Raw genomic sequence first — 22715 nt, 5'->3', positions numbered from 1 at the left:
AGTTGCTCATCAGCGGGAGGCGAATTCTACAGCGTTACAACCGCGTGTCAAACTCTTTTTTCTCACCGCTGTCGATCACTCCAGACCCGACCTCCTTCCTCGCTGACTCTTCACTCCAAATCCTTGTAAACTATTGATCTACAAGGCTTTTTCGTTTCCATCTGCGCCGGAAGTGGGGCGAATTATAGACACCTCAGCGAGGGCGTCAACCGTTAATTTGAACTTTCTTCAGAAACCAGCGTAACGCGCCCAAAAGCCTTCTTGCCGGCCTGGCAAACATGGGTCGCACCCAGCTTGAATACAAAGCTGCGATCCACCACCTCACCATCTATACGCACACCGCCAGAAGCCAGCAGATCACGAGCGACTGCTGCGTTCTTTACCAGGCCAGCTTTATTAAGGACCGCAGAGATCGGCATATCCTCGGCAGCAGCCACCGATAGCTCCGGCAGATCATCCGGCAGCTCGCCTTCCTTCATACGGTTACCCGCAGAGCGATGCGCATTGGCCGCAGCCTCCTCGCCATGAAAACGCGCGACCAGCTCTTCGGCCAGCTTGATCTTGATGTCGCGAGGGTTGGCACCCGCTTCGCAGTCAGCCTTCAAGCCGTTGATCTCTTCCATCGAGCGGAAGCTCAGCAGCTCGAAGTAGCGCCACATCAGGGAATCAGGAATCGACACCAGCTTGCTATACATAATGCCCGGCGCTTCTTGAATGCCAACGTAGTTGCCCAGTGACTTGGACATCTTCTTCACGCCATCCAGACCTTCCAGCAACGGCATGGTCAGGATGCATTGCGGCTCCTGCCCATAAGCGCGCTGAAGCTCGCGCCCCATCAGCAGATTGAATTTCTGATCGGTACCGCCCAGCTCGACGTCGGCCTTCAAGGCCACGGAGTCATAGCCCTGCACCAGCGGGTACAGGAATTCGTGAATGGCAATGGACTGATTGCTTTTATAGCGCTTGTCGAAATCATCACGCTCGAGCATCCGCGCGACCGTGTACTGCGAAGACAAGCGAATGAAGTCAGCCGGACTCAACTGATCCATCCAGGTCGAGTTGAACGCGACTTCGGTCTTGGCCGGATCGAGAATCTTGAAGACCTGAGACTTGTAGGTTTCGGCGTAGTCGAGAACCTGCTCACGGGTGAGCGGCGGACGCGTGGCGCTTTTACCGCTCGGGTCGCCGATCATGCCGGTGAAATCACCGATGAGGAAGATGATCTGATGCCCCAGATCCTGGAACTGCCGCAGCTTGTTAATAAGCACGGTGTGCCCAAGGTGCAGATCGGGCGCCGTCGGATCGAAACCAGCCTTGATACGCAGTGGCTGGCCACGCTTCAGCTTCTCGACCAGCTCGGCCTCGACCAGGAGTTCATCTGCACCGCGCTTGATCAGCGCCAGCTGCTCTTCAACCGACTTCATTACAGCCCCCAATTCAAAGGGAACCAACCTTACAAGATCAGAGCCCAATTACAAGTTTTGCCCAGCGTTTGCCTGCGAATCAGTGACTGATACGCGGGAAGGGTTGCTTCGAGCAGGTTTTGGTTATATTTTATACAGTTATTTCATCTTCATCATGTCATTCATCTTTTCCATTTCACCTTTTTCAAAGTCAAATTACCTATGAAAGACACACCGCCTAAAGCGCCCCCGCTTTATCCGAAGAGTCACCTGCTCGCTGCAAGCGGCATCGCCGCGTTGTTGAGCCTGGCTCTCCTGGTTTTTCCATCCAGCGATGTCGAAGCCAAACGAACGAACATTCCCCTCGATCTGGAGGCACCGGATCAGGACGTACAAGACCAAGACGCTCAACAAGCAACTCAAGCCACACCTGAAACCACCGAATCGCCATTTGCCCAGATCGACAACGCCGACGATCAGGCTCAGGACACCGCCAACGCACAGCCTCAGGCAGAGACTACCGCGCCAGCCGCTGCGAAAGATCCTGCCCACAGGGAGGTCACCGTCAGCAAGGGCGACACGCTGTCGACCCTGTTCGAAAAAGTCGGGCTACCCGCCGCCACCGTTCATGAAGTACTGGCCAGCGACAAGCAGGCCAAGCAGTTCAGCAAGCTGCAGAACGGACAGACGCTGCAGTTCGAGCTGACGCCGGATGGCCAGCTCAAGCAATTGCACACAAAACTCAGCGAAGTCGAGTCCATCAGCCTGTCGAAGACAGCAACTGGTGGTTACGCATTCAATCGCGAGATCAGCAAGCCCAACGTGCGTAACGCCTACGTACACGGGGTGATCAACAGCTCCCTGTCGCAGTCCGCGCAACGTGCCGGCCTGACTCATAGCATGACGATGGACATGGCCAACATCTTTGGCTACGACATCGACTTCGCGCAGGACATCCGCAAGGGTGACGAATTCGATGTGGTATACGAACAGAAAGTGGTCAACGGCAAGAGCGTAGGCACAGGGAATATCCTGTCCGCCCGCTTCACTAACCGGGGCAAGACCTACACCGCCGTTCGCTACACCAACAAGCAGGGCAATACCAATTACTACACGGCTGACGGCAACAGCATGCGCAAGGCCTTCATCCGTACCCCGGTCGACTTCGCCCGCATCAGCTCGATGTTCTCGATGGGCCGCAAGCACCCGATCCTCAACAAGATCCGCGCCCACAAAGGTGTGGACTATGCAGCGCCACGCGGTACGCCGATCAAGGCCACCGGCGACGGCAAGGTCCTGCTCGCCGGCCGCCGTGGCGGATACGGCAATACCGTCATCATTCAGCACGGCGACACCTACCGTACGCTGTATGGTCACATGCAGGGCTTCGCCAAAGGCATACAGACCGGCGGCACTGTCAAGCAAGGTCAGGTTATCGGCTATATTGGAACTACCGGGCTGTCCACAGGCCCGCACTTGCACTACGAGTTCCAGGTCAATGGCGTTCACGTAGACCCATTGGGCCAAAAGCTTCCGATGGCGGATCCGATCGCCAAATCCGAAAAACAGCGGTTCATGCAGCAAAGCCAGCCGTTGATGGCCCGCATGGATCAGGAAAAAGCCACCACGCTGGCCTCGAATAAAAGGTAATCCATGGACTTCTTCTATATAGGTGTGATGTCCGGCAGCAGTCTCGATGGGATTGATATCGCCCTTTTGAAGCAGGATGACCGATCAAGGCTTCTGGCTACTCACTACATCCCCATGCCGGAAGACCTGCATGCCGAGCTGCTGGGGCTTTGCTCCAGCGGCGCGGATGAGCTTGCGCGTGCGGCCATTGCGGAGCAAAAGTGGTGCAGGCTGGTCGCACAGGGCGTACAGACCTTGCTGCAAGATCAAAACATGGTGCCCGCTCAGATTCGCGCCATTGGCAGCCACGGCCAGACTATTCGTCATGAGCCATCGCGCGGCTACAGCATTCAGATCGGCAACCCTGCGCTGCTGGCAGAGCTGACTGAAATTACCGTGGTCAGCGACTTCCGCCGCCGCGACATCGCAGCAGGCGGCCAGGGCGCCCCCCTGGTGCCGGCTTTCCACGAAGCGTTGTTCGACGACAACAAGGATCATCGCGCCGTGTTGAACATCGGCGGGTTCAGTAACCTGAGCCTGATCGAGTCGGATCGTCCGGTCGAAGGCTTCGACTGCGGCCCCGGTAACGTACTGCTCGATGCGTGGATATCTTCACAGCTCCATGAAAGCTACGACAAGGATGGCGCATGGTCGGCGAGCGGCAAGGTTGATTCTGCGCTGCTCGAGAAACTGCTCAGCGATCAGTTTTTCCTCACCAAGGGCCCCAAGAGTACAGGCCGGGAAGTGTTCAACCTGGGCTGGGTTAAACACCATCTGTTCCAGTCGAAAACACTGGCTCCAGAAGATGTGCAGGCCACTCTGCTGGAACTGACAGCATTGACGATCACCGATTCCCTGAAATCTGCACAACCGATTACCCGGGAGCTTCTGGTCTGTGGTGGCGGTGCGCATAACAAGGCGCTGATGAAACGCCTTGCAGAGCTGTTGCCCGATACAGAGGTCAGCAGTACCGAGAAGTTCGGCGTAAACCCTGACTGGGTTGAGGCAATGGCGTTTGCCTGGCTGGCCCATTGCTGCCTCGAAGGCGTTCCGGCCAATCGTCCGACGGTGACCGGCGCCAAAGGCAGGCGCGTTCTGGGCGCGATCTACCCCGCCTGACGCGATGCCGCAATGCAAAACGCCGCTCAATGAGCGGCGTTTTTGTTTACAGCAAGCTTCGATCAGATCGAGAACGAGGAGCCACAGCCACAGGTTGTGGAGGCATTCGGGTTCTTGATCACGAATCGCGACCCTTCAAGCCCTTCCTGATAATCGACTTCTGCGCCGGCCAGGTACTGAAAGCTCATCGGATCGACAACCAGGCTTACGCCCTCGCGCTCGACGATGGTGTCATCGTCTGCCACATCTTCATCGAAAGTAAAACCGTACTGAAAACCTGAGCAACCGCCACCTGTAACGAATACACGCAGTTTGAGACGATCATTGCCCTCTTCGTCGACCAGGGTTTTCACCTTGTGCGCAGCATTTGGAGTGAACTCCAAAGCGGTAGGCGTGAAGGATTCGACACTCATGTCTGATATCTCCCGGCGTTAGCCGTCGTAATGCGTAATGACGGCATTATCCGCTTCTCCTAGAAAATCGGTCAACTATTTGATCGGGAGCGGCTACAAGCTACAAGCTACAAGCTACAAGCTACAAGCTACAAGCTACAAGCTACAAGCTACAAGCTACAAGCTACAAGCTACAAGCTACAAGCTACAAGAGCGTGGTCGGCCCGCCTTTGCCTTGCAACTTGAAGCTTGCCGCTTGAAGCTCAAAGCTGCCTCCCTCAGGGCATCATGCCCGCATGGGACAACCCGGCGCGCTCATCGAGGCCAAACAGGATGTTCATGTTCTGCACCGCCTGACCCGACGCACCTTTGACCAGGTTGTCGATCACCGAAAGCACGACGACCAGATCGCCGCCCTGCGGACGATGCACCGCGATGCGGCACACGTTGGCGCCACGCACACTGCGGGTTTCGGGATGGCTGCCCGCTGGCATCACATCCACGAATGGCTCGTCGGCGTAGCGTTTCTCGAACAGTGCCTGCAGGTCCACCGAGCGATCAGCGACCGTTGCATAGAGCGTGGAGTGAATGCCACGGATCATCGGCACCAGGTGTGGCACGAACGTCAGGCCGATGTCGCCACCGGCAGCGCGACGCAGCCCCTGGGTGATTTCAGGCAGGTGGCGGTGGCCCTTCACGGCGTAGGCCTTGAAGCTTTCATTGGCTTCCGAGTACAGCGAACCGATGTTCAAACCACGGCCAGCACCGCTCACGCCGGATTTGCAGTCGGCAATCAGACGAGTGTTATCGGCAATACCGGCTTCAAGCAGCGGCAGGAAACCCAACTGGGTAGCGGTGGGATAGCAACCCGGTACGGCGATGAGTCGCGCGTTCCTGATCTGTTCGCGGTTGACTTCCGGCAGCCCGTACACCGCATCCTCCAACAACTGAGGAGCACCATGAGGCTGGCCGTACCACTTGGCCCACTCGACCGGATCCTGCAGACGGAAGTCGGCAGACAGGTCGATCACTTTGGTGCCTGCCGCGAGCAATTCACCAGCCAGGGCATGGGCTACACCGTGGGGCGTGGCGAAGAACACCACGTCACAGGCACCCAGGGTTTTCACGTCAGGCACGCTGAACGCGAGGCCGTCGTAGTGCCCGCGCAGGTTCGGATACATGTCGGCGACTGGCATGCCGGCCTCCGAGCGCGAGGTAATGACCACTACTTCTGCCTGCGGATGCTGTGCCAACAGACGCAGCAGCTCGACCCCGGTGTAACCCGTGCCGCCGACGATACCGACCTTGACCATAACCTGCCCTCAACGAAACAACTGGAAAGCGGTCGATAATAGGAGCCTATCGCCTCTGCGACAACCGACAACGTGACGTATGGGCGCACAAGACACTACTATTCGGCCACCGTGAACCTGGGAATAATCAAAAATGCTCTATCTATGGATAAAGGCGCTTCATGTCATTTCAATGGTCTGCTGGTTTGCAGCCCTGTTCTATCTGCCAAGACTGTTCGTCTATCACTCGATGAGTGAGGACACGGTCAGCCGCGAGCGTTTCATCGTCATGGAGCGCAAGCTGTACCGTGGCATCATGACCCCGGCAATGATCGCAACGCTGGTCTTCGGCGGCTGGCTGATCAGCTTCGACCCCAGCGGTTATTTCAGTCAGGGCTGGATGCACGCCAAGCTCGCACTGGTTGTCCTGCTGATCGGCTATCACCACGTCTGCGGTGCACAGGTCAAACGCTTTGCCCGTGGCGAAAATGGCCGCAGCCACGTGTTTTATCGCTGGTTCAATGAAATCCCGGTACTGATCCTGATCGCTATCGTCATTCTGGTTATCGTCAAACCCTTCTGACTTCAATCATCAGTAACGCGACAGGGCGCCCTGTCTCAGACAGGCGCCCGGCATTGTTTTCCATTTAAAGACAAGGAAGCCCCGTATGGCCGATTCACACTTCAAGATTGTATTTGAAGGGCAGGTGCGTGAAGGCGTCGAGCTCGACACCGCAAAGGCCAACCTGGCGGGGCTGTTCAAAAGCGAACCGTCTGCAGTGCAGAAGCTGTTCAGCGGTCAACCCGTCGCGCTCAAGCGCGGGATCACTTATCAGGATGCGGAACGCTACCTGAAGGTGCTGGACGATGCGGGCGTCGAAGCACGTATCGAACCTGATATTGAAATCAGCCTGAGTCTGGATGAAGTCGTCAGCCAGCCCTCCCCCAAACCCGCGCATCTGGAAATATCGCCCTACGCACCGCCCAAGGCACAGGTCGGCGCTGATCAGCCCGGTCATTCGACGCTGAAGGTCTTGAGTATCCATGGGCGTATCGGGCGCTTGCGCTATCTGGCGTGGAGCATGGTCCTGAGTGCCGCGACGCTGGTGCTGGTAGGTGTGTGCCTGCTGGTCATGAACGGTTCGCTGGTCGCCGGCGGCCTGCTGATGGCGGTGGTGCTCGTCGTGTTCGCTGTCATTGGTGCGCAGATCGGCGTTCAGCGGCTGCACGATCTGGGTTGGTCGGGCTGGCTTCTGCTGCTGACCATGGTGCCGTTCGTAGGCAGCGTCTTCCCGTTTCTGATGATCCTGCTGCCTGGAACGAAAGGCCCCAACGCTTTTGGCCCGCCGCCGCCACCGAATTCCCGAGGCGTGAAGACCCTGGCCATTCTGTGGGTGTTACTGATCCCGATTGTCCTGATCGGACTCACCGCCGGCGGCGCAGGCATGCTGCGTGATGAGCTGGAATTGCAGACCGACGAATACGAGCAATCGCTCCCTTACGACGACGAAGAAAGCCGTGACAGTGCCTTGACCGCGCCAGCGGATGTCAACATAGAGCCCGAAGAACAAAGCGACAAGTAATAGACTGCTCACGGTTCGGCAGACTGCCGGTCGCAACACGCTCAATGGAGAAATGCATGACCCGTTACGCCCTGATCACCGGCGCGTCCAGCGGCATAGGCCTGGCGATGGCCGAAGCGCTGGCACGTCGCGGTCGCAACCTGATCCTGGTCGCCCGCCAGCGCGACCTGCTGGAAACAATTGCACTGGAATTGACTCAGCGTTTTGGCGTGGAAGTGCTGTTTCGAGCCTGCGATCTGGGCGAGCCACTGAGGCTCTCGGGCTTTCTGCTGGAGCTGGAAGACGGTGCCCACCAGATCGACCTGCTGGTCAACGCTGCGGGCATCGGCACCTGCGGACCTTTTCTGGCTCAGGACTGGAGTGCAGAGCAGGACCTGATCGATCTGAACATTCTGGCCCTCACGCGCCTGTGCCACACGGTCGGCAACCTGATGGCCATTCAGGGCGGCGGCCAGATACTCAACATCGCCTCGGTGGCGGCATTCCAGCCCGGGCCATGGATGAGCACCTACTACGCAAGCAAGGCCTATGTGCTGCATTTTTCCGAAGGGCTGCGCGAAGAAGTGAAGAAAGCCGGCGTGAAGGTCTCGGTGCTGTGCCCCGGCCCGACCAGGACGGCTTTTTTTCGCACCGCGCAGTTGCAGGTCAATGTGGATAACCTGATGAGCCCCGAAGAAGTGGCGCTGTATACCGTTCGCGCGCTGGCAAAAAATCGTGCGGTGATCACTCCCGGTTTCGGTAACCGGTTGTGGACGCTCGGCCCGCGCCTGGTTTCACGCTGGCTGGCTCGCCAGATCAGCGGCTACATCAACAAGAAATACTGCCCGCGCTGACCGACAAACGGCTGGGCGAGCCGCGTCTTGCTCAGTACACTCGGACGCGCTGAAGCACAGCGATACCCTGTGACGACCATCAACCGACAAGGAGCAAACGGCTGTGGACACTTTGTTTACCAAGATCATCAATCGGGAAATCCCGGCAAAGATCATCTATGAAGATGATCAGGTACTGGCCTTTCACGACATCGCCCCACAGGCACCCGTGCATTTTCTGGTTATCCCGAAAAAGCCTATCCGCACCCTGAACGATCTGACCGAGGAAGACAAAGGCCTGGCCGGACATATTCTGTTCACGGCGCAGCGTCTGGCCCTCGAGCTGGGCTGCGAAGAAGGCTTCCGCGTGGTGATGAACTGCAATGAGCTAGGCGGGCAGACCGTCTACCACATTCACATGCATGTACTTGGTCAGCGCCAGATGAACTGGCCACCGGGCTGAGCCAGCGTTTTCGGGCTTCCCGGCCGACCAGCGTGTGTGATCAGCGCTGGTCGGACGAGACAAGCCCTGCCCGCTCCGGCCGATTGGGGTAAACTGCCCGCATGATCTTCCGGAGGTGCCCATGGCTACCGAACGTCAATACTCCCCCCTCGACCGTCTGTTACTGCAAGCCGACAGCGCGATGCGTACATTGCTACCGTCCAGCGCGCACTCGCAGCGCCCTTCCCCCGCCGTTGTTCAGCCCGAGCACAAGATGAGCGAAGTCGACACGCGCCACGTCGCGGGTCTGATGCGCATCAACCATACCGGCGAAGTCTGCGCCCAGGCGCTTTATCAGGGCCAGGCGCTGACGGCAAAGCTGCCCAAGGTGCGCAAGGCGATGGAGCGTGCGGCTGAAGAAGAAATCGATCATCTGGTCTGGTGCGAACAGCGCATTCATCAGCTTGGCAGCCATACCAGTGTGCTGAACCCACTGTTCTACAGTCTGTCCTTCGGGATGGGCGCAGTAGCCGGCGTTATCAGCGACCGGGTCAGCCTGGGGTTCGTCGCGGCGACCGAAGATCAGGTCTGCAAGCACCTGGCTGAACATCTGGAGCAACTACCGACCGAAGACGGCAAGTCCCGGGCTATCCTGCAACAGATGCTCAGCGATGAAGAACACCACGCTGAATCCGCACTGGAGGCAGGCGGTTTTCGCTTCCCGGCACCGGTCAAGTTCGGCATGAGTGTGCTGGCCAAGGTCATGACCAAGTCGACTTATCGCATCTGACAACACGCATACAACGCCCATAAAAAAGGCGCCTGCATCAGGCGCCTTTTTAATGTCCGGAATCCGGGTTTATACGGCGACGTTACGGCCGTAGAAGATTTCCAGCATTTCGTGTTTGACCTTGGCGGTCACTTGCTCGCGCTGCTCGGGAGACAAGTTACTGGTGGCGTCGCCAAACAGGTAGTTGTCCAGTTCGAACTGCTTGAGCAGCATCTTGGTGTGGAACAGGTTTTCCTGATACACGTTCACGTCGGTCATCTGGTAACCGTTGCGCGTGTCTTCGGACAGGTAGTTCTGGATCGAGTTGATCTCGTGGTCGATGAAGTGCTTCTTGCCTTCCACGTCACGGGTAAAGCCGCGCACGCGATAATCGACGGTCACGATATCCGACTCGAATTTATGAATCAGGTAGTTCAACGCCTTGAGCGGTGAAATAACGCCACAGGTCGACACATCGATATCCACGCGGAACGTGGCAATACCGTCAACCGGATGAATTTCCGGGTAGGTGTGGACCGTGATATGGCTCTTGTCCAGGTGCGCCAGGATGGTTTCCGGCAGTGGACCTGGCGACTCTTCGATCTGGCTTTCGGTAGGCGTCACCGGCTGCTCAGAGATCAGAATGGTCACACTGGCACCTTGTGGATCGTAATCCTGACGCGCAATGTTCAGGATGTTGGCACCAATGATATCGACAACATCAGTCAGAATCCGCGTCAGGCGTTCTGCATCGTACACACTGTTGATGTACTCGACATACGCCTGCTGGTCCTGCGGGGTTTCCGCATAGCAGATGTCATAAATGTTGAAGCTCAAGGTCTTTGTCAGGTTATTGAACCCGTGGAGCTTGAGTTTGCTTTTCACCGTTAAAAACTCTCTATATGGGTGCGGCGCCAGCCGCGTGATCAAGCATGCCCGTCAGGTGAGCCCGGCTCATCTGCGTAGGACGGTTAACACCTCTTCGCGTTGGCGATTTTGGTTGTCTGTTCGGACCGGCAGCAGAAAACCAATACATGCTGCGCCCGTAAAAAGTGGCGCATTATGCAGACGTCCGAAGCCGTCTGCCAGAGTGTGCGCCGTTTTTATGATCGTTGGATGTCTGGCGTTCAGCCCAGTTCGACAATTTCATAATCGTGAGTGATCTTCACACCCGCGTTGCCGAGCATGATCGAGGCCGAGCAATACTTCTCTGCGGACAGTTCGATCGCCCGCTTGACCTGCGCTTCTTTCAACCCTCGTCCCTTGACGACGAAGTGCAGATGGATCTTGGTGAACACTTTCGGGTCTTCATCGGCACGTTCGGCTTCCAGAAACGCCTCGCAGCTTTCCACGGGTTGGCGCGACTTCTTCAAAATGCTCACAACGTCAAAGTTGCTGCAGCCACCCAGACCGATCAAGACCATTTCCATCGGGCGTACACCCAGGTTGCGACCACCGCTTTCCGGCGGACCATCCATTACCACCACATGACCACTGCCGGACTCGCCGAGGAACATGGCTTCGCCAGCCCATTGGATGCGTGCCTTCATCGCCAAGACTCCACTGTAAAAAAGGGGTCGCCAGCTTAGCACAGGGCCAAAAGCCGGCCGGAAGAAATGCCTTTTGTAGGAAATGCGTAGGAATGTTCGCAAATAGCTTCCTACACGTCTGGAAAAGCTGGCGAGAATAAAGGCGCAGCCGATACCTATAGGTATGCCATTTGGCCATACACCTTATTTCGGAAGTCTCGCATGGTCGCAATAACCTTTACGCCCAAAGCAAACAGTCTGGACAAGCTGCTGCCCCATGCAGAACGCCGCCGCTGCCCCGCGAAAACCAACATCATCAATGCTGGTGAGCGTTCCGAGTCGTTGTTTCTGATCCTCAAAGGGTCAGTCACGGTTTTGATCGAAGACGACGAGCGCCGGGAGATGATTGTTGCTTACCTCAACAGCGGGGATTTCTTCGGCGAACTGGGCCTGTTCGAGCAACCGGGCAAGGAATCCGTGCGCAGCGCCTGGGTGCGGGCCAAGAGCGAATGCGAAGTGGCCGAGATTTCATATGACTCGTTCCGCGAGCTGACCAGGCAAGAGCCGGAAATTCTGTATGCGCTCGGCAGCCAGATGGCCGAGCGCCTGCGCAATACAACGCGCAAGGTCGGTGATCTGGCGTTTCTCGATGTCACCGGGCGAGTGGCTCGCACGTTGCTCGAGTTGTGCAAGCAGCCGGATGCAATGACTCACCCGGACGGCATGCAGATCAAGATTACCCGCCAGGAAATCGGACGCATCGTCGGCTGTTCGAGGGAAATGGTCGGACGCGTGCTCAAGGCCCTTGAAGAACAGAGCCTGGTCAACGTCAAAGGCAAGACCATGGTGGTCTTCGGGACACGCTGAGCCCTTGGTATTCAGAGCCCGGCGAGCAGCTTGCGGTAAGCCTGCGCCAGACGCTCCAGGACATCAGCGCCCGGAAACGCTTCGTACAAGGCAATGTGACTTTCGGCCTGAACACGCGGCTCAAGCTCACACAGCTCATTGAAGCGGTTTACCGCGGCCGCCATCTGAACGCGCTCGTTATCCAGCAGCAAGGCGCCATGCGCCAGCACTACGGGACGCGTCCCGCCCTGGCTCTGACGCCAGCGCTGAGCCGTTCCAACCATTTTGCGACCATCGAGGTTGACGTTGAAGCGACCGTCGCAGAATGCGCCTGCCACCTCACCCAGTGAGGCTTGGCCACCCAGGTCGGTCAACAGATCGAGAATCGGCTGACATAATCGCAGGTAGGCGGTTTCTATACGGTCACGATCCACGTCAGTGGGCGGCTGCGCGTAGACCAGCGCGATGTTCAGCGTGGCAGAGGACTGCGGCACTGGCTCGCCGCCGGTTTCACGCAAGAGGACGGGCCATGCGTTGTCCGACAGGGTCTCGCTGGCTTCGGCAAAACCCGCTAACCGGCTCATCCGCCGTGGCATGACCAGCGCGCGATCATTGGGCCGCCAGAACAGCAGACCGTGATCTGCCGCCCCGGAGCATACCGACGCCAGAAGATCCTGCTCGGCCTGCAGGCCTTGTTCGACACATATGTCGATGATCGAGTCTTGCATGCCGGCCCTCGCAAAGATGTTCAGCTCAATGCGCTCAGTCGCTGGACGAAGCGCTTACTGCAATCTTGCGCTCCGGGAAGAACAACCGCTGCAACTCGGCGCCCGGGTGTTCGGCACGCATGAAGGCCTCACCTACCAGAAACGAATAGACATCGCTGATTTCCATCAGCTCGACATCCGCACGATTGAGAATGCCGCTTTCGGTAACGACCAGGCGATCACGCGGGATGCGCGGCAGCAAGTCCAGCGTGGTTTCCAGGCTCACCTCAAAGGTATGAAGGTTGCGGTTGTTGATGCCCACCAGCGGTGTATCGAGCGTTTTGAGTGCGCGCTCCAGTTCGTCGCCGTCGTGCACCTCGACCAGTACATCCAGCTTCAGGCCCTTGGCAACGGCAGCCAGTTCAGCCATTTGCACGTCATCCAGTGCCGACACGATCAACAGAATGCAGTCAGCGCCCAAAGCACGTGCTTCGACCACCTGATAAGGGTCGATCATGAAATCCTTGCGGATCACTGGCAGGTTGCACGCCGCACGTGCCTCCTGCAGATAGGCATCGGCGCCCTGAAAGAAGTCCACATCGGTCAGCACTGACAGACAGGTCGCGCCACCGGCCTGATAACTTCTGGCGATCTCGCCCGGCAGGAAGTGTTCGCGGATGACGCCCTTGCTCGGCGAGGCCTTCTTGATTTCCGCGATAACGGCAGGCTGCTTTGCCTTGGCCTGAGTGATCAATGCCTTGGCAAAGCCACGTGGCGCGTCGGCCCGGGCTGCCTGTTGTTCAAGCTCGGTCAGGCCCACAATCGCACGACGAGCCGCAACTTCCTCGGCCTTTCGGGCAAGGATCTTTTCCAGTACGGTTGGCACACTCATGCTTCGTTCTCCTGCTTGAATACCGCCGTGAAGGCACCCAGTTCTTCCAGTTTTTCCCGCGCCAGGCCAGTGTGCAGCGCATCGTGCGCCAGGGCCACGCCTTCTTTCAGGCTTGTGGCGTGATCAGCAGCATAAAGCGCGGCGCCGGCATTGAGCACGATCATCTCCGCAGCTTTCTGCCCGTTCTCGGTCTTGCGACGTCCCAACGCATCGCGGATCAGCTCCAGCGAAGCCGCCGGGCTTTCCACGGCAAGGCCGTACAGGCTCTGGCTTTTGATGCCCAGGTCTTCGGGCTGTACCCAGTATTCGGTGACTTCGCCGTTTTTCAGCTCGGCCACGAAGGTCGGTGCGGCCAGACTGAATTCGTCCAGGCCGTCCTGCGAGTGGACCACCAGCACATGCTTGCTGCCCAGACGCAGCAGAACCTCGGCCAGCGGGCGGCAAAGCGCCTGGTTGAACACGCCGACGACCTGATGACGAACGCCGGCCGGATTGGTCAGCGGGCCGAGCATATTGAACAGTGTGCGCAGACCCAGTTCGCGGCGCGGCCCGGCCGTGTGCTTCATGGCGGTGTGATGAGACTGGGCGAACATGAAGCCAATACCCACGCTGTCGATGCAACGCGCCACCTGAACAGGCGTGAGGTTCAGATAAACCCCGGCAGCCTCGAGCAGATCGGCACTGCCGCTTTTGCCCGAGACGGCACGATTACCATGCTTGGCCACGGTGCAACCCGCGGCGGCGATGACGAAAGCGGAAGCTGTCGACACGTTGAAAATATTCGCGCCATCGCCGCCCGTGCCAACGATGTCGACCACGCCGTCCAGGGTTTTCAGTTCGACCTTGCCAGCCAGCTCGCGCATGACCGACACCGCACCGACGATTTCATCGATGGTTTCGCTCTTCATGCGCATGCCCATCAGAAACGAACCGATCTGCGCTTCAGTGCATTGGCCGGTCATGATTTCGCGCATGACATCGCTCATCTCTTCAGTGGTCAGGTCCAGCTGGTTGACCACGCGATTGAGCGCGCTTTTGATATCCATGGGGGTACTCATAAAAAATCCTTAGCCCTGACGATGACCGCCACTCTGCTTGAGAAAATTGGCGAACAGCTCGTGGCCCTGCTCGGTCAGGATCGACTCGGGGTGAAACTGCACCCCTTCGACGTTCAATGTCTTGTGGCGCAGGCCCATGATCTCATCGACCGAACCGTCTTCCAGCGCAGTCCAGGCCGTCACTTCCAGGCAATCGGGCAGCGTATCCTGTTTGACCACCAGCGAGTGGTAGCGGGTGACCACCAACGGATGATTCAAGCCATCGAACACCCCGCCGTCTTCGTGAATGACCGGGCTGGTTTTGCCATGCATGACCTGACGCGCGCGGACCACGTCGCCGCCAAAGGCCTGACCGATGGACTGATGCCCGAGACACACGCCCAGAATCGGCAGTTTGCCCGCGAAGTGCTTGATCACATCCAGCGAGACGCCGGCTTCATTGGGCGTGCACGGGCCAGGCGAAACGACGATGTGCTCCGGGTTCAGGGCCTCGATCTCGGCGATGCTCAGTTCGTCATTGCGAATGACTTTGACGTCCGCCCCCAGCTCACCGAGGTACTGCACGACGTTGTAGGTAAACGAATCGTAGTTATCGATCATCAGCAGCATTTTGCTATCAACCTTTTGATTTACTGACTTGATTCAGGCCTTCCGGATTCTGCTTCACTCATGCATCCCCTCGTCAGCCACAAGGCCGGGGGACGGAGAAAAACATCACAAAATCGAAGGCATACAGGTACGGGACCGGCAGGGCCGGCAAGGAAATAGTCAGGCGCGCCAACGCCAACGGGCGTGAGCCTTGATAACGCGCATCAAAAGCTTGCTGACTGTCGTCACGGAAGGGGTCTCATCGGTACGTTTCAGGACATTAGCGTACCGAATCGGCCGGTGCAATATGAATGTACCGGGCCGCGCCGATTGAAAAGCAGTTAAAGGCTGAAAAGAGGGCCGCGCCTCCTTGCGGAGGCGGGATTGAGGCAGGGGCACGATGGCCTAAGGGGTGGGGAGCCGAGAGGAACATCAGTGCGCAATCTCGCGCACATAGGCTTGGCAGGCCTTCAAAGCGATCAATCCCTGATCGCCGTAGTCGGTGATGGCGACAATTCGTCCAGCAGCCGCTGGGTCAAGTTCGCCTCGCGAGCTTCCATGAACCACGCCGCCGGTGTCGGTGCCGGCTGGCATGCCATCGCGCTTGGCGGGGCTGTTGGCGAGGAGGACTGACAAGCGCAAATCAGCGGTAGCCAGGCGATCACGCAAACGAGCCTGAGCAGTCTGTGCATCGCTCAACTCCTTGTGGATGGTTGTATCGTTGGTGTGCAAACGGACTTCCAGCGCCCGTCGTTGTGCCTGCTCGGCGTTCTGCCAGTCGACGACCGCCAGCGCCGCCTGCTCGCGCTCGCGCTGCCACGTCAGCGCTTGCGTGGACAGTTGCAGGCCATAGCGGGCCGCCTGCCATTTCCAGGCGGCCCATGTACCCAGCCCTGACCCCAGCACGAATGCGAGGATCAGGAATCGCATATCCAGCACTTTCACGGCAGCACCTCCAATGCCCGCTGGTAAAGCGCCTGCCGATCCGCCAGGCCGTTGGTACCGCCGTTGATGCGCCGGGTGATCATCAGAAAATCCCCCTGGTCTGCCAGCGCGTTGAGGTTGGCCCGATCCCAGAACCATGCCGCCGACATGGCCGCGTGGTCGGGTTGTTCGAGCAGTTGCGGCTGGGCAAGCAAGTCCAGCCCGAGCGCCTCCCCGCACGCCTCATAGTTGGTCCGCCCCGTCACCTGAATCAGCCCACGGCCCCGATACAGCTGGCCATCGCCATCTGCCTCTGGCGTGTTGCCCAGACGCAGCGCCAACTGGCCCGTGTCGTACTTCGCCAGGTAGCTGTCACTGCCCAGCTCGCGCACATAACGAAGCTGCCCGGACTCATGCCCTATCTGAGCGATGAACGCGGCGATACGCAGGCGAGTGTCGATGGCGTAACGGGCCATGGCGATGTTGAGAGCAGGAACGAAAACGCCGGCTTTAGAGCCGGCGTTGGGGAGGATTTGCAGTAGTTGTTGCTGGTTGATAGGCATTTAACCTCCTGAGGCTTATGACGTCGGATATCCCATTTCGTCGTGCTGAGCCAAAACTTTGCACAGCCCTATATCGCCTCAAAGTCAGTGATTCGAGTTATAGACACAACGTTAAAAATGAAGCGCTATCAAGCGCCCGTATTTTGAACAGTCGAGTCCGAAAGAGCCGATTAGGTGAAAGGTTCCGCAGGCGGCTCAGGCCACTCAACCGAGAACGGAAAACCGGATTGCGACTCGATCTGAGCTAGACGCACTCGGTAAGTCCTCCACGCCTTGAACTCTGCCTTCAGTGCTGGAATTCTGTCAGTTTGCTCACTGGTCGCTTCTTCCAACTCCGTTGTATCCTCGATGATTTCCAAAGCCGTTTGCAGCGAATTGATTTTCGCCGTTGCCAGCGACGATGCTGCGTCACGCTTAAGCATGACTGATGCAAGCACCTCTATTTCTACCGGTTCTGCAATATCGCCAAACTCCCCGGCATACGCTCTCTCATAGATGTCACGCCCATGAGCAGCGCTGTCGTTTGGAGAAGAGGAAAACGGGATCTCGCCCAATGTCTCCTGTGTTTCAACAAAAACCACATCCAGTGTGATCATCGTGTGTTCAGTATTCCAACGCGGATTACGCGCACTCTTCAAAGTGGCCATCAAGAAACCCTCAGGCAAATAGTAACGGAATTGGTTGCGTCCAGATTTCTGTCCTGGACATAGCCCATAAGACGCCATGTGCCAATGGGTGCACCAGCCGCATGAGAAGAGGCAGCAGAAAACAGGCACGATGCACCTGCTATAAGTTCACCGGCATTAACAGCGACATTTGCTGCTCCTCCGCCTAGCAAGAGAAGCGCATATGTGCCGACCGCACCCGCACCTTGCGCACCAATAAACGACATGGTGTTCTTTTCATTCATAATCCAGCCGAAGTCAGTCGCGTCTACCGTGATTCGGGGATTGGTACCGTCATAACCGATTTTTATGAGGTTATTACCCTGGCCGGCACCTGTGCCCTGCTGCACGGGAGCAAAGCCTAGTCTCGGTTGGAGATAGTAAACTGTGTTGTCGCTGGCCCGTCGCATGTATGGCAGATCGGGATTATTGGAAGACATCCCAACGGTACTAACCCAGTCAGCGAGCGGGCGCTGAGAATCGCGCAGATCTATCTCAGCCTTTGTATAGCCATCCGTTATTCCATAGCCAGATAATGTAGAAGCCTTATCAGCCTTATCAGAGGGTTTAAAATTAGACGACGTCCATAGGGTGCCAAGGTCTGTTTCATCAACGGTTGCTTTCAGACCCGATGAAGACCAACCAATTTTTACAGGGTTGCCCAACTGCCCTATACCAGTACCTTGCTGAATCGGGGTATAGCCTAACTTGGTTTGCAGGTAATACACCACGCCATCCGACTCACGACGCATATACGGTGCATCGGGCTGGTTGGACGCCAGGCCAACTGCCGTAATGGAGTCCCTAGTGGGGTAACGGGCATCTCGTAGATCAACCTCTGCCTTAGTATAAGCATCGGCAATTCTGTACGCAGCGAGCGTAGTGCCCCAGTTGGCTTTGTTGGTCGGATCGAAGTTATTGGAATACCAAAGATTACCAAGGTCAGTGTTATCGACCATCGCCTTGAGGCCGTTATTCGACCAGCCGATCTTCACCTTGTTATCGAGCTGACCGGTACCCCCTCCTTGTTGTACCGGAGTGAATCCCAGGCTCGGTTGCAGGGCAACCAGAGCGCCATCGGACTCACGGCGCATATAAGGCGAATCAGGCTTGTTATTGGCCAGCCCCACATAGGTAATGGAATCGCGCAGCGGCCGCTGAAGATCGCGCAGATCGGCCTCGGCCTTGGTGTACGCATCCGAAATACCATTACCGCTAAGTGTTGTCGGGTTACTCCCCTCTTCCACCTGCCCATATTTGTTGACCTTGACCCGAGTGTAATCACCCGCGGCCACACCACTGCGTCCCAGCAGACGCTCGAACGCAAGGTCAGTTGTACCCAGCACCGGCACTGTCGTATTGACCAGTTGCCATACGGTGCCCGCGTTTTTCGTGCCGGCCTGCACCGGCACCATATGACCCGGCGTGCATTCGGAACTTTCGTTCGCATCCTGCGCACGTGCCCAGGCGCCTGCCGCGGCGACATAAATCCAGTTCTGCGACGCAGTGTCCTGGTTCTTGACCAGCACCCGATCACCGGCCACCAGCGTGACGTCATCAATGGTCTGCAAACCGCTCAGCCCAATGGAGACTGTCGTGGCGCAACGCACCGATTTTTTGTAATCGGATGCTGCCAGACCAAGAATGGCTCGATGCAACTGGGTGACATCCTCCTCGTTGGGTACAAGACCAGCCCCCAGGATCACGTTCAAGATCTCCTGCGTGACTGAGTTGCCCCACTGCGCCGGGATCAGCGAACCAGGGGTGCCGGTAGCCGGGTTTTCATCTACAAACTTGCCGCTTGCCAAGCCTACGCCCGGCACACTCTTGGGATAATCCACATTGTGTTCCTCAGTTGAAGTTTACGAATTCGACGCTGTGCGCCGGTGCTGCTCGACGGATCAAACATTCGATTGCGAGCCCGGGATTCACCCCGAACCGCTCGCCCCAGTAGCTGGCCCCGAAGCGTCGGCCCAGGCGCTGGCGCCCGCCGGTGTTCAGGGTCCACATGAATTGCGCGTTCCAGGTGCCAAAGTGCGCCTGGCCAAAACGCGAACGCCCCATACGGGGCGCTCGGTGTTCGGTCACGGTGGCATCGGGGTAGCCCTGGCTGATGGCAATGTCGATGTAGAACGCCGCGTTCTGCCCTCCTGTCGCCACAAGCCGCTGTCGAACCGAAAGACGCCGGTCTGCGAACAACGGTTTGAGCCCCAGACACGGGTCGGGCAGGTTCATCACCCGCTCCCAGTCCGGGACCAGCTCACTGACGGTGGCGGGGTCCATCTCGTTGAGCAGGTCGAACGCGCGGCCATCGATGCGCGCGAACTCGCGGGACAGCCCGGTAATCACCTGCTGCAATTCCGGCACCCGCTCCGGATCCCACGCTGGGCCGGGGGGCAACAGCGCCTGCAGTTGCCCGGCGTAGTGTTCGGCAGTTCTTATGACGACCATTGAATACCCCCGAACGTGAGCAGCTGGTTGGCCGCCGCAGTAACGTTGGCCACTGGCGAAACCAGCACATGATCGGTTTCGCCCGTCGCGCGACTGATAGCCTCGGCGATGTGCGTGAGCAACAGGGTTTCGCCCAGCCCGCCCTCACGGTTGTGCAGATCCAGCAGCTGCGCCTCGACCGCCGCCCGCACGGCGGAGGTGTCCGGTGTGAGCCGGATCGTGTAGACCACCGGTTTCTGCACCGGCGCCAGCACATACACATCCGCCGTAACCGGACGCAGCGGCTCGATATACGCCGCGACCGCAGCGAGCTGCTCAACGTCAGGAATGGGATCGGCCTGGTCGTCACGCATGAAGAACACCGCCACCGTCCCTGGCCCCATGAACCGGCGCACACACCAGGCACGCGTCACGCCCGGTACTTCCAGCGCCCAGGTCACGTAATCATCCTGATTGCCGCCATGCGGGATGACCCGGTAGGAGCGCACGACACGCGCACGTAAGGACTCGATACTTTCCTGCGAAATACCGCCGGACAGTCCGTCGGCAATGACGGTGAAGGTGCTGTCGATGCCTTCGACCGGTTGCACGGCAGTCATCACCAGACCGGCATCCGCATTACCCAGAACACCGGCATCCACCGCTTCGACCGTGGTTGTGTTATTGCCCGCAACCGTGGTGACGCCTTTGGTGACACGGTAGAAGCGTCCATCGCTGAACTGCAGCACAGTGTCCGCATCCAGCACCGCGCCGGCTGCAGCGCTGAAGCGCACCGTGCCGGTAGCGGCCTGTGCCACCTTGCGCGGTTGCCTCAGGCGCAGGATGGCTTGCCGCTCGAGGGTCTCCTCGTCGGCGGTGTCCGGCAGAATCTGGTCGGCGATCCAGTCCTGATAGCCGTACAGCCCATAGGCTGCACCGCTGTGCGCGCGGGACAATACCCGGGCATCGGACTGACGCAGCGCTTCGTCGGCGAGGTCGACCTGGGTTCGGTTGATCAGCGCCGGTAACGTAGGTGTTTCAAACGGCATAAATCACCTGCCACTGTTCAGAAGGGTTGAAACGCACGATCTGACCGTCAGAGACGACCAGCTCGACGCCCAGGTTCAGGCGGTTGCTCTGAACCTGTTCGGTAAGGATGTTGATGTGCTGGACCTGGCCATCTTCGATCAGCCAGTCGAGCGCTTCGCGGGCATAGAACTCGGCGTCGCGCTGGGTCTGGGCAGTCAGCCTGACCCGGCGCAGCAGCCACAGCCTGGAACCGATGCGGTCATTGGCCTGTGCCGGGTAGGTGTCGCCCCACCAGCCATAGCGCTCGGCATCGTCGAACGGGTCGTCCGCTTCAGCACGTCGCCAGGTGAACAGGCTGATGACCACCGAGCGCAGCAGAGACGCCTGCAGAGAGCCTTCGATGATCATCCGGCACCTCCAACGGGCGGCCCGCTCTGGCCATTCCCGCCCTGCACGTTGCCGTGCAGATGGCTGATCTGGCTGATACCCGCGGCGAGCTGGTCGCCCTGGGAGACGATCTTTCCGGTCTGGGTGATCTGCGGTGTGTCGAAGTTCACGGCCACCGTCGCCTTGATGTTCAAGGTGTCGGTTTCAATGTCGATGACCTTGCCGCGCTTGAGGTGAATCTTGTCGCCCTCGTCGGTGTAGATCGCCACTTCGCCCGACTCCAGCCCTTTGAGCCGATAGCGCCGGTCGGCCACCACCAGCAGCAGACCGTGCGACCGGTCGCCACCAATGAACGCGGCGATACCTTCAGCGCCGGCCAGTGGATTGCTGGTGAAACCGTAGGGTTCGAAGTGCTCCATGTCGTCCTTGACCTCTCCGGCGGTGAGGCGCATTTGCAGCGCCTGCATTTTGCTGCTGGCCCTGGCGAGCACCACGGTGCCGCGCACCAGCATGCGATTGAGTAAGCTCATGAGGTTGTTTCCTCGTCGATGGGCAGCAGCCAGGAGTAAGCATCCTGATTGACCTGCACCTTGCTGCGCTTGTTGGGGTCACCCGGCTCGGCCTGGAAACCTTCAGGCGGACCGACCACCAGTGTGGTGATCGTGCCTTGGTCACTCAGCGAATAGGTCACGGCTGAAATCAGCATGTTGCGGCTCGTAAAACCGATGACCGGATCGATCACCCGGACCATGGTGTTATGCCGCCAGAGCGCCCCGTTGGACTGCCGCCAGCCCTGGACCTTGTAGGTGGTGAGCAGCGCCTTGCCAGCCCGCTGACCACGCTCCCAATTGGCGCGACTCAGGGCGAGTTTGGGTGTGATCGGCGCATCCTCATGAACGACCAGTACGCGAAGCCGCTTTTTATGCGCGGGATCGTCATGCCGGTTATCCGTGACCTCGGCCGAGACCTCCGACGACTCCTTGCCGAACGTCTGGTCATTACCGGTTTGTTGACCGATGACCCGGTACTCGGAAAAAAGCCCGGAAAAGTCCCGCGCGATGACGGCGCTCAACACGTTCTTGCCAAGTTCGAGCGCGTCTGCGCTCTGCCCGCGACTACCCGGCCTGGCCAGCACCACATTGCCGTATTCGTCATCGGTGGAAAAAATCCGGAACAGGGTCAGCAGCCGGTCAATGGACTTGAACACGGTTTCGGCAGGCTCGATGGTGTGATCGGCCATCTTCGAGGTTTCCGGTATTTCGCTGATCACCGACAAACCATAGGGAGCAGCCAGCGCTTCAACGATCTTCAGCACCCCCACCTCCTTCCACTGACTCGGCTTGTTGATGGCCGAGCAGTCGATGAGGTCGGCGGTTTTCGAGCGTCCGGAAATCTTTAGCGTGACTTGCTTGCCGTCATAGCTGATCGGCGCGGCAAACACCCAGCCGGTCAGAATCAACTCGCCGCCGATACGCACTTCGCACGCGGCGCCAGGCGTGATCGGATGCGAGATTTCAGTGCCCGGCCACTGCCAGGTAATGCTCACGTCAAAGCTGCGCGCCTGACGCTCGATCCCGGCAGAGATTTCCACCGACTTCCAGCCGGCATAGTCGTGCTCGTCAACCGTCAGGGTGACAACGTTAGGGTCGATCATGG

At 58.4% G+C, this 22715-nt stretch carries 26 protein-coding genes; 8 read left to right on the top strand and 18 right to left on the bottom strand.

The genetic code is table 11. The features are described 5' to 3' along the window. Positions 1-212: 212 nt before the first annotated feature. Positions 213-1424, bottom strand: coding sequence for a tyrosine--tRNA ligase (gene tyrS / locus KBY02_RS25615; RefSeq protein WP_032656582.1), 1212 nt, complete (start codon positions 1422-1424; stop codon positions 213-215). Between the two features lie 201 nt (positions 1425-1625). Here tyrS and KBY02_RS25610 point away from each other — a divergent pair, with 201 nt between their 5' ends. Continuing rightward, positions 1626-3053, top strand: coding sequence for a peptidoglycan DD-metalloendopeptidase family protein (locus KBY02_RS25610; protein WP_003401947.1), 1428 nt, complete (start codon positions 1626-1628; stop codon positions 3051-3053). A 3-nt stretch (positions 3054-3056) separates the two neighbouring features. Then, positions 3057-4151, top strand: coding sequence for an anhydro-N-acetylmuramic acid kinase (locus KBY02_RS25605; RefSeq protein WP_003401948.1), 1095 nt, complete (start codon positions 3057-3059; stop codon positions 4149-4151). A 62-nt stretch (positions 4152-4213) separates the two neighbouring features. Here KBY02_RS25605 and erpA read toward each other — a convergent pair whose 3' ends face one another. Then, complete coding sequence (erpA, locus tag KBY02_RS25600) at positions 4214-4564, bottom strand: iron-sulfur cluster insertion protein ErpA (protein ID WP_002551953.1); 351 nt, start codon at positions 4562-4564, stop codon at positions 4214-4216. A 257-nt stretch (positions 4565-4821) separates the two neighbouring features. Continuing rightward, positions 4822-5856, bottom strand: coding sequence for an N-acetyl-gamma-glutamyl-phosphate reductase (gene argC / locus KBY02_RS25595; RefSeq protein WP_011269099.1), 1035 nt, complete (start codon positions 5854-5856; stop codon positions 4822-4824). 133 nt (positions 5857-5989) lie between these two features. On the opposite strand from argC, the gene hemJ reads away from it, so the two are divergent. From hemJ to coq7, 5 genes are all read left to right on the top strand, one after another. Continuing rightward, positions 5990-6418 (top strand): protoporphyrinogen oxidase HemJ, encoded by a 429-nt coding sequence (hemJ, locus tag KBY02_RS25590; RefSeq protein ID WP_003401951.1) that lies wholly within the window; start codon positions 5990-5992, stop codon positions 6416-6418. 85 nt (positions 6419-6503) lie between these two features. Continuing rightward, positions 6504-7418 carry a DUF805 domain-containing protein gene (locus tag KBY02_RS25585; protein ID WP_011269100.1) on the top strand — a complete coding sequence of 305 codons (915 nt, stop codon included), beginning with the start codon at positions 6504-6506 and terminating at the stop codon, positions 7416-7418. 56 nt (positions 7419-7474) lie between these two features. Further along, complete coding sequence (locus KBY02_RS25580; protein ID WP_003372679.1) at positions 7475-8251, top strand: SDR family NAD(P)-dependent oxidoreductase; 777 nt, start codon at positions 7475-7477, stop codon at positions 8249-8251. 103 nt (positions 8252-8354) lie between these two features. After that, positions 8355-8693, top strand: coding sequence for a histidine triad nucleotide-binding protein (locus tag KBY02_RS25575; protein WP_003316306.1), 339 nt, complete (start codon positions 8355-8357; stop codon positions 8691-8693). A gap of 121 nt (positions 8694-8814) precedes the next feature. Beyond that, positions 8815-9462, top strand: coding sequence for a 2-polyprenyl-3-methyl-6-methoxy-1,4-benzoquinone monooxygenase (gene coq7 / locus KBY02_RS25570; RefSeq protein ID WP_003401955.1), 648 nt, complete (start codon positions 8815-8817; stop codon positions 9460-9462). Positions 9463-9531: 69 nt separating this feature from the next. Here the strand turns inward: coq7 and speD are convergent, their stop codons facing one another. After that, the gene (gene speD / locus KBY02_RS25565) at positions 9532-10326 is read right to left on the bottom strand and encodes an adenosylmethionine decarboxylase (protein ID WP_003316303.1); all 795 of its coding nucleotides are present in this window, start codon (positions 10324-10326) and stop codon (positions 9532-9534) included. Between the two features lie 242 nt (positions 10327-10568). Further along, positions 10569-10991 (bottom strand): OsmC family protein, encoded by a 423-nt coding sequence (locus KBY02_RS25560; protein ID WP_003401957.1) that lies wholly within the window; start codon positions 10989-10991, stop codon positions 10569-10571. Positions 10992-11192: 201 nt separating this feature from the next. On the opposite strand from KBY02_RS25560, the gene crp reads away from it, so the two are divergent. Then, a complete protein-coding gene (crp, locus tag KBY02_RS25555) occupies positions 11193-11837 on the top strand; it encodes a cAMP-activated global transcriptional regulator CRP (RefSeq protein ID WP_058399200.1) in 645 nt (214 codons plus the stop codon). Between the two features lie 11 nt (positions 11838-11848). Here crp and KBY02_RS25550 read toward each other — a convergent pair whose 3' ends face one another. The 13 genes from KBY02_RS25550 to KBY02_RS25490 form a co-directional block, all read right to left on the bottom strand. Further along, positions 11849-12544 (bottom strand): biotin/lipoate A/B protein ligase family protein, encoded by a 696-nt coding sequence (locus tag KBY02_RS25550; RefSeq protein WP_058399201.1) that lies wholly within the window; start codon positions 12542-12544, stop codon positions 11849-11851. A 34-nt stretch (positions 12545-12578) separates the two neighbouring features. After that, on the bottom strand, positions 12579-13415 hold the full coding sequence (trpC, locus tag KBY02_RS25545) for an indole-3-glycerol phosphate synthase TrpC (protein WP_011269105.1): 837 nt from the start codon (positions 13413-13415) through the stop codon (positions 12579-12581). Then, a complete protein-coding gene (gene trpD / locus KBY02_RS25540) occupies positions 13412-14461 on the bottom strand; it encodes an anthranilate phosphoribosyltransferase (protein WP_024639970.1) in 1050 nt (349 codons plus the stop codon). The genes trpC and trpD overlap by 4 nt, the downstream gene beginning before the upstream one ends. 21 nt (positions 14462-14482) lie before the next feature. After that, positions 14483-15082: an aminodeoxychorismate/anthranilate synthase component II gene (locus KBY02_RS25535; RefSeq protein WP_003394873.1), complete on the bottom strand. Its 600-nt coding sequence runs from the start codon at positions 15080-15082 to the stop codon at positions 14483-14485. A gap of 411 nt (positions 15083-15493) precedes the next feature. Next, a complete protein-coding gene (locus KBY02_RS25530) occupies positions 15494-16006 on the bottom strand; it encodes a lysis system i-spanin subunit Rz (protein ID WP_162885073.1) in 513 nt (170 codons plus the stop codon). Continuing rightward, positions 16003-16548 (bottom strand): glycoside hydrolase family 19 protein, encoded by a 546-nt coding sequence (locus KBY02_RS25525; RefSeq protein WP_003316293.1) that lies wholly within the window; start codon positions 16546-16548, stop codon positions 16003-16005. The genes KBY02_RS25530 and KBY02_RS25525 overlap by 4 nt, the downstream gene beginning before the upstream one ends. 170 nt (positions 16549-16718) lie before the next feature. Continuing rightward, entirely contained in the window at positions 16719-17195 is a 477-nt protein-coding gene (locus KBY02_RS25520) for a phage tail assembly chaperone (protein WP_096135730.1), read from the bottom strand. Beyond that, positions 17195-19054 (bottom strand): phage tail protein, encoded by a 1860-nt coding sequence (locus KBY02_RS25515; protein WP_116893933.1) that lies wholly within the window; start codon positions 19052-19054, stop codon positions 17195-17197. Before KBY02_RS25515 ends, KBY02_RS25520 begins: the two co-directional genes overlap by 1 nt. A 10-nt stretch (positions 19055-19064) precedes the next feature. Then, positions 19065-19664, bottom strand: coding sequence for a YmfQ family protein (locus KBY02_RS25510; protein WP_010439013.1), 600 nt, complete (start codon positions 19662-19664; stop codon positions 19065-19067). Then, positions 19652-20692, bottom strand: coding sequence for a baseplate J/gp47 family protein (locus tag KBY02_RS25505; RefSeq protein WP_225650851.1), 1041 nt, complete (start codon positions 20690-20692; stop codon positions 19652-19654). The genes KBY02_RS25510 and KBY02_RS25505 overlap by 13 nt, the downstream gene beginning before the upstream one ends. Continuing rightward, positions 20682-21080, bottom strand: coding sequence for a phage GP46 family protein (locus KBY02_RS25500; protein ID WP_024652217.1), 399 nt, complete (start codon positions 21078-21080; stop codon positions 20682-20684). The genes KBY02_RS25505 and KBY02_RS25500 overlap by 11 nt, the downstream gene beginning before the upstream one ends. Further along, a complete protein-coding gene (locus tag KBY02_RS25495) occupies positions 21077-21589 on the bottom strand; it encodes a phage baseplate assembly protein V (RefSeq protein WP_003372720.1) in 513 nt (170 codons plus the stop codon). The genes KBY02_RS25500 and KBY02_RS25495 overlap by 4 nt, the downstream gene beginning before the upstream one ends. Next, the gene (locus KBY02_RS25490) at positions 21586-22713 is read right to left on the bottom strand and encodes a phage baseplate assembly protein (protein WP_003401994.1); all 1128 of its coding nucleotides are present in this window, start codon (positions 22711-22713) and stop codon (positions 21586-21588) included. The genes KBY02_RS25495 and KBY02_RS25490 overlap by 4 nt, the downstream gene beginning before the upstream one ends. Positions 22714-22715 lie beyond the last annotated feature (2 nt).

The sequence above is a fragment of the Pseudomonas sp. P129 genome, assembly GCF_020312195.1.
Classification (GTDB): Bacteria; Pseudomonadota; Gammaproteobacteria; order Pseudomonadales; family Pseudomonadaceae; genus Aquipseudomonas; species Aquipseudomonas fragariae.
The sequence above is the reverse complement of the archived record's forward strand: the minus strand, read 5'-3'. Positions and strand labels throughout refer to the sequence as shown.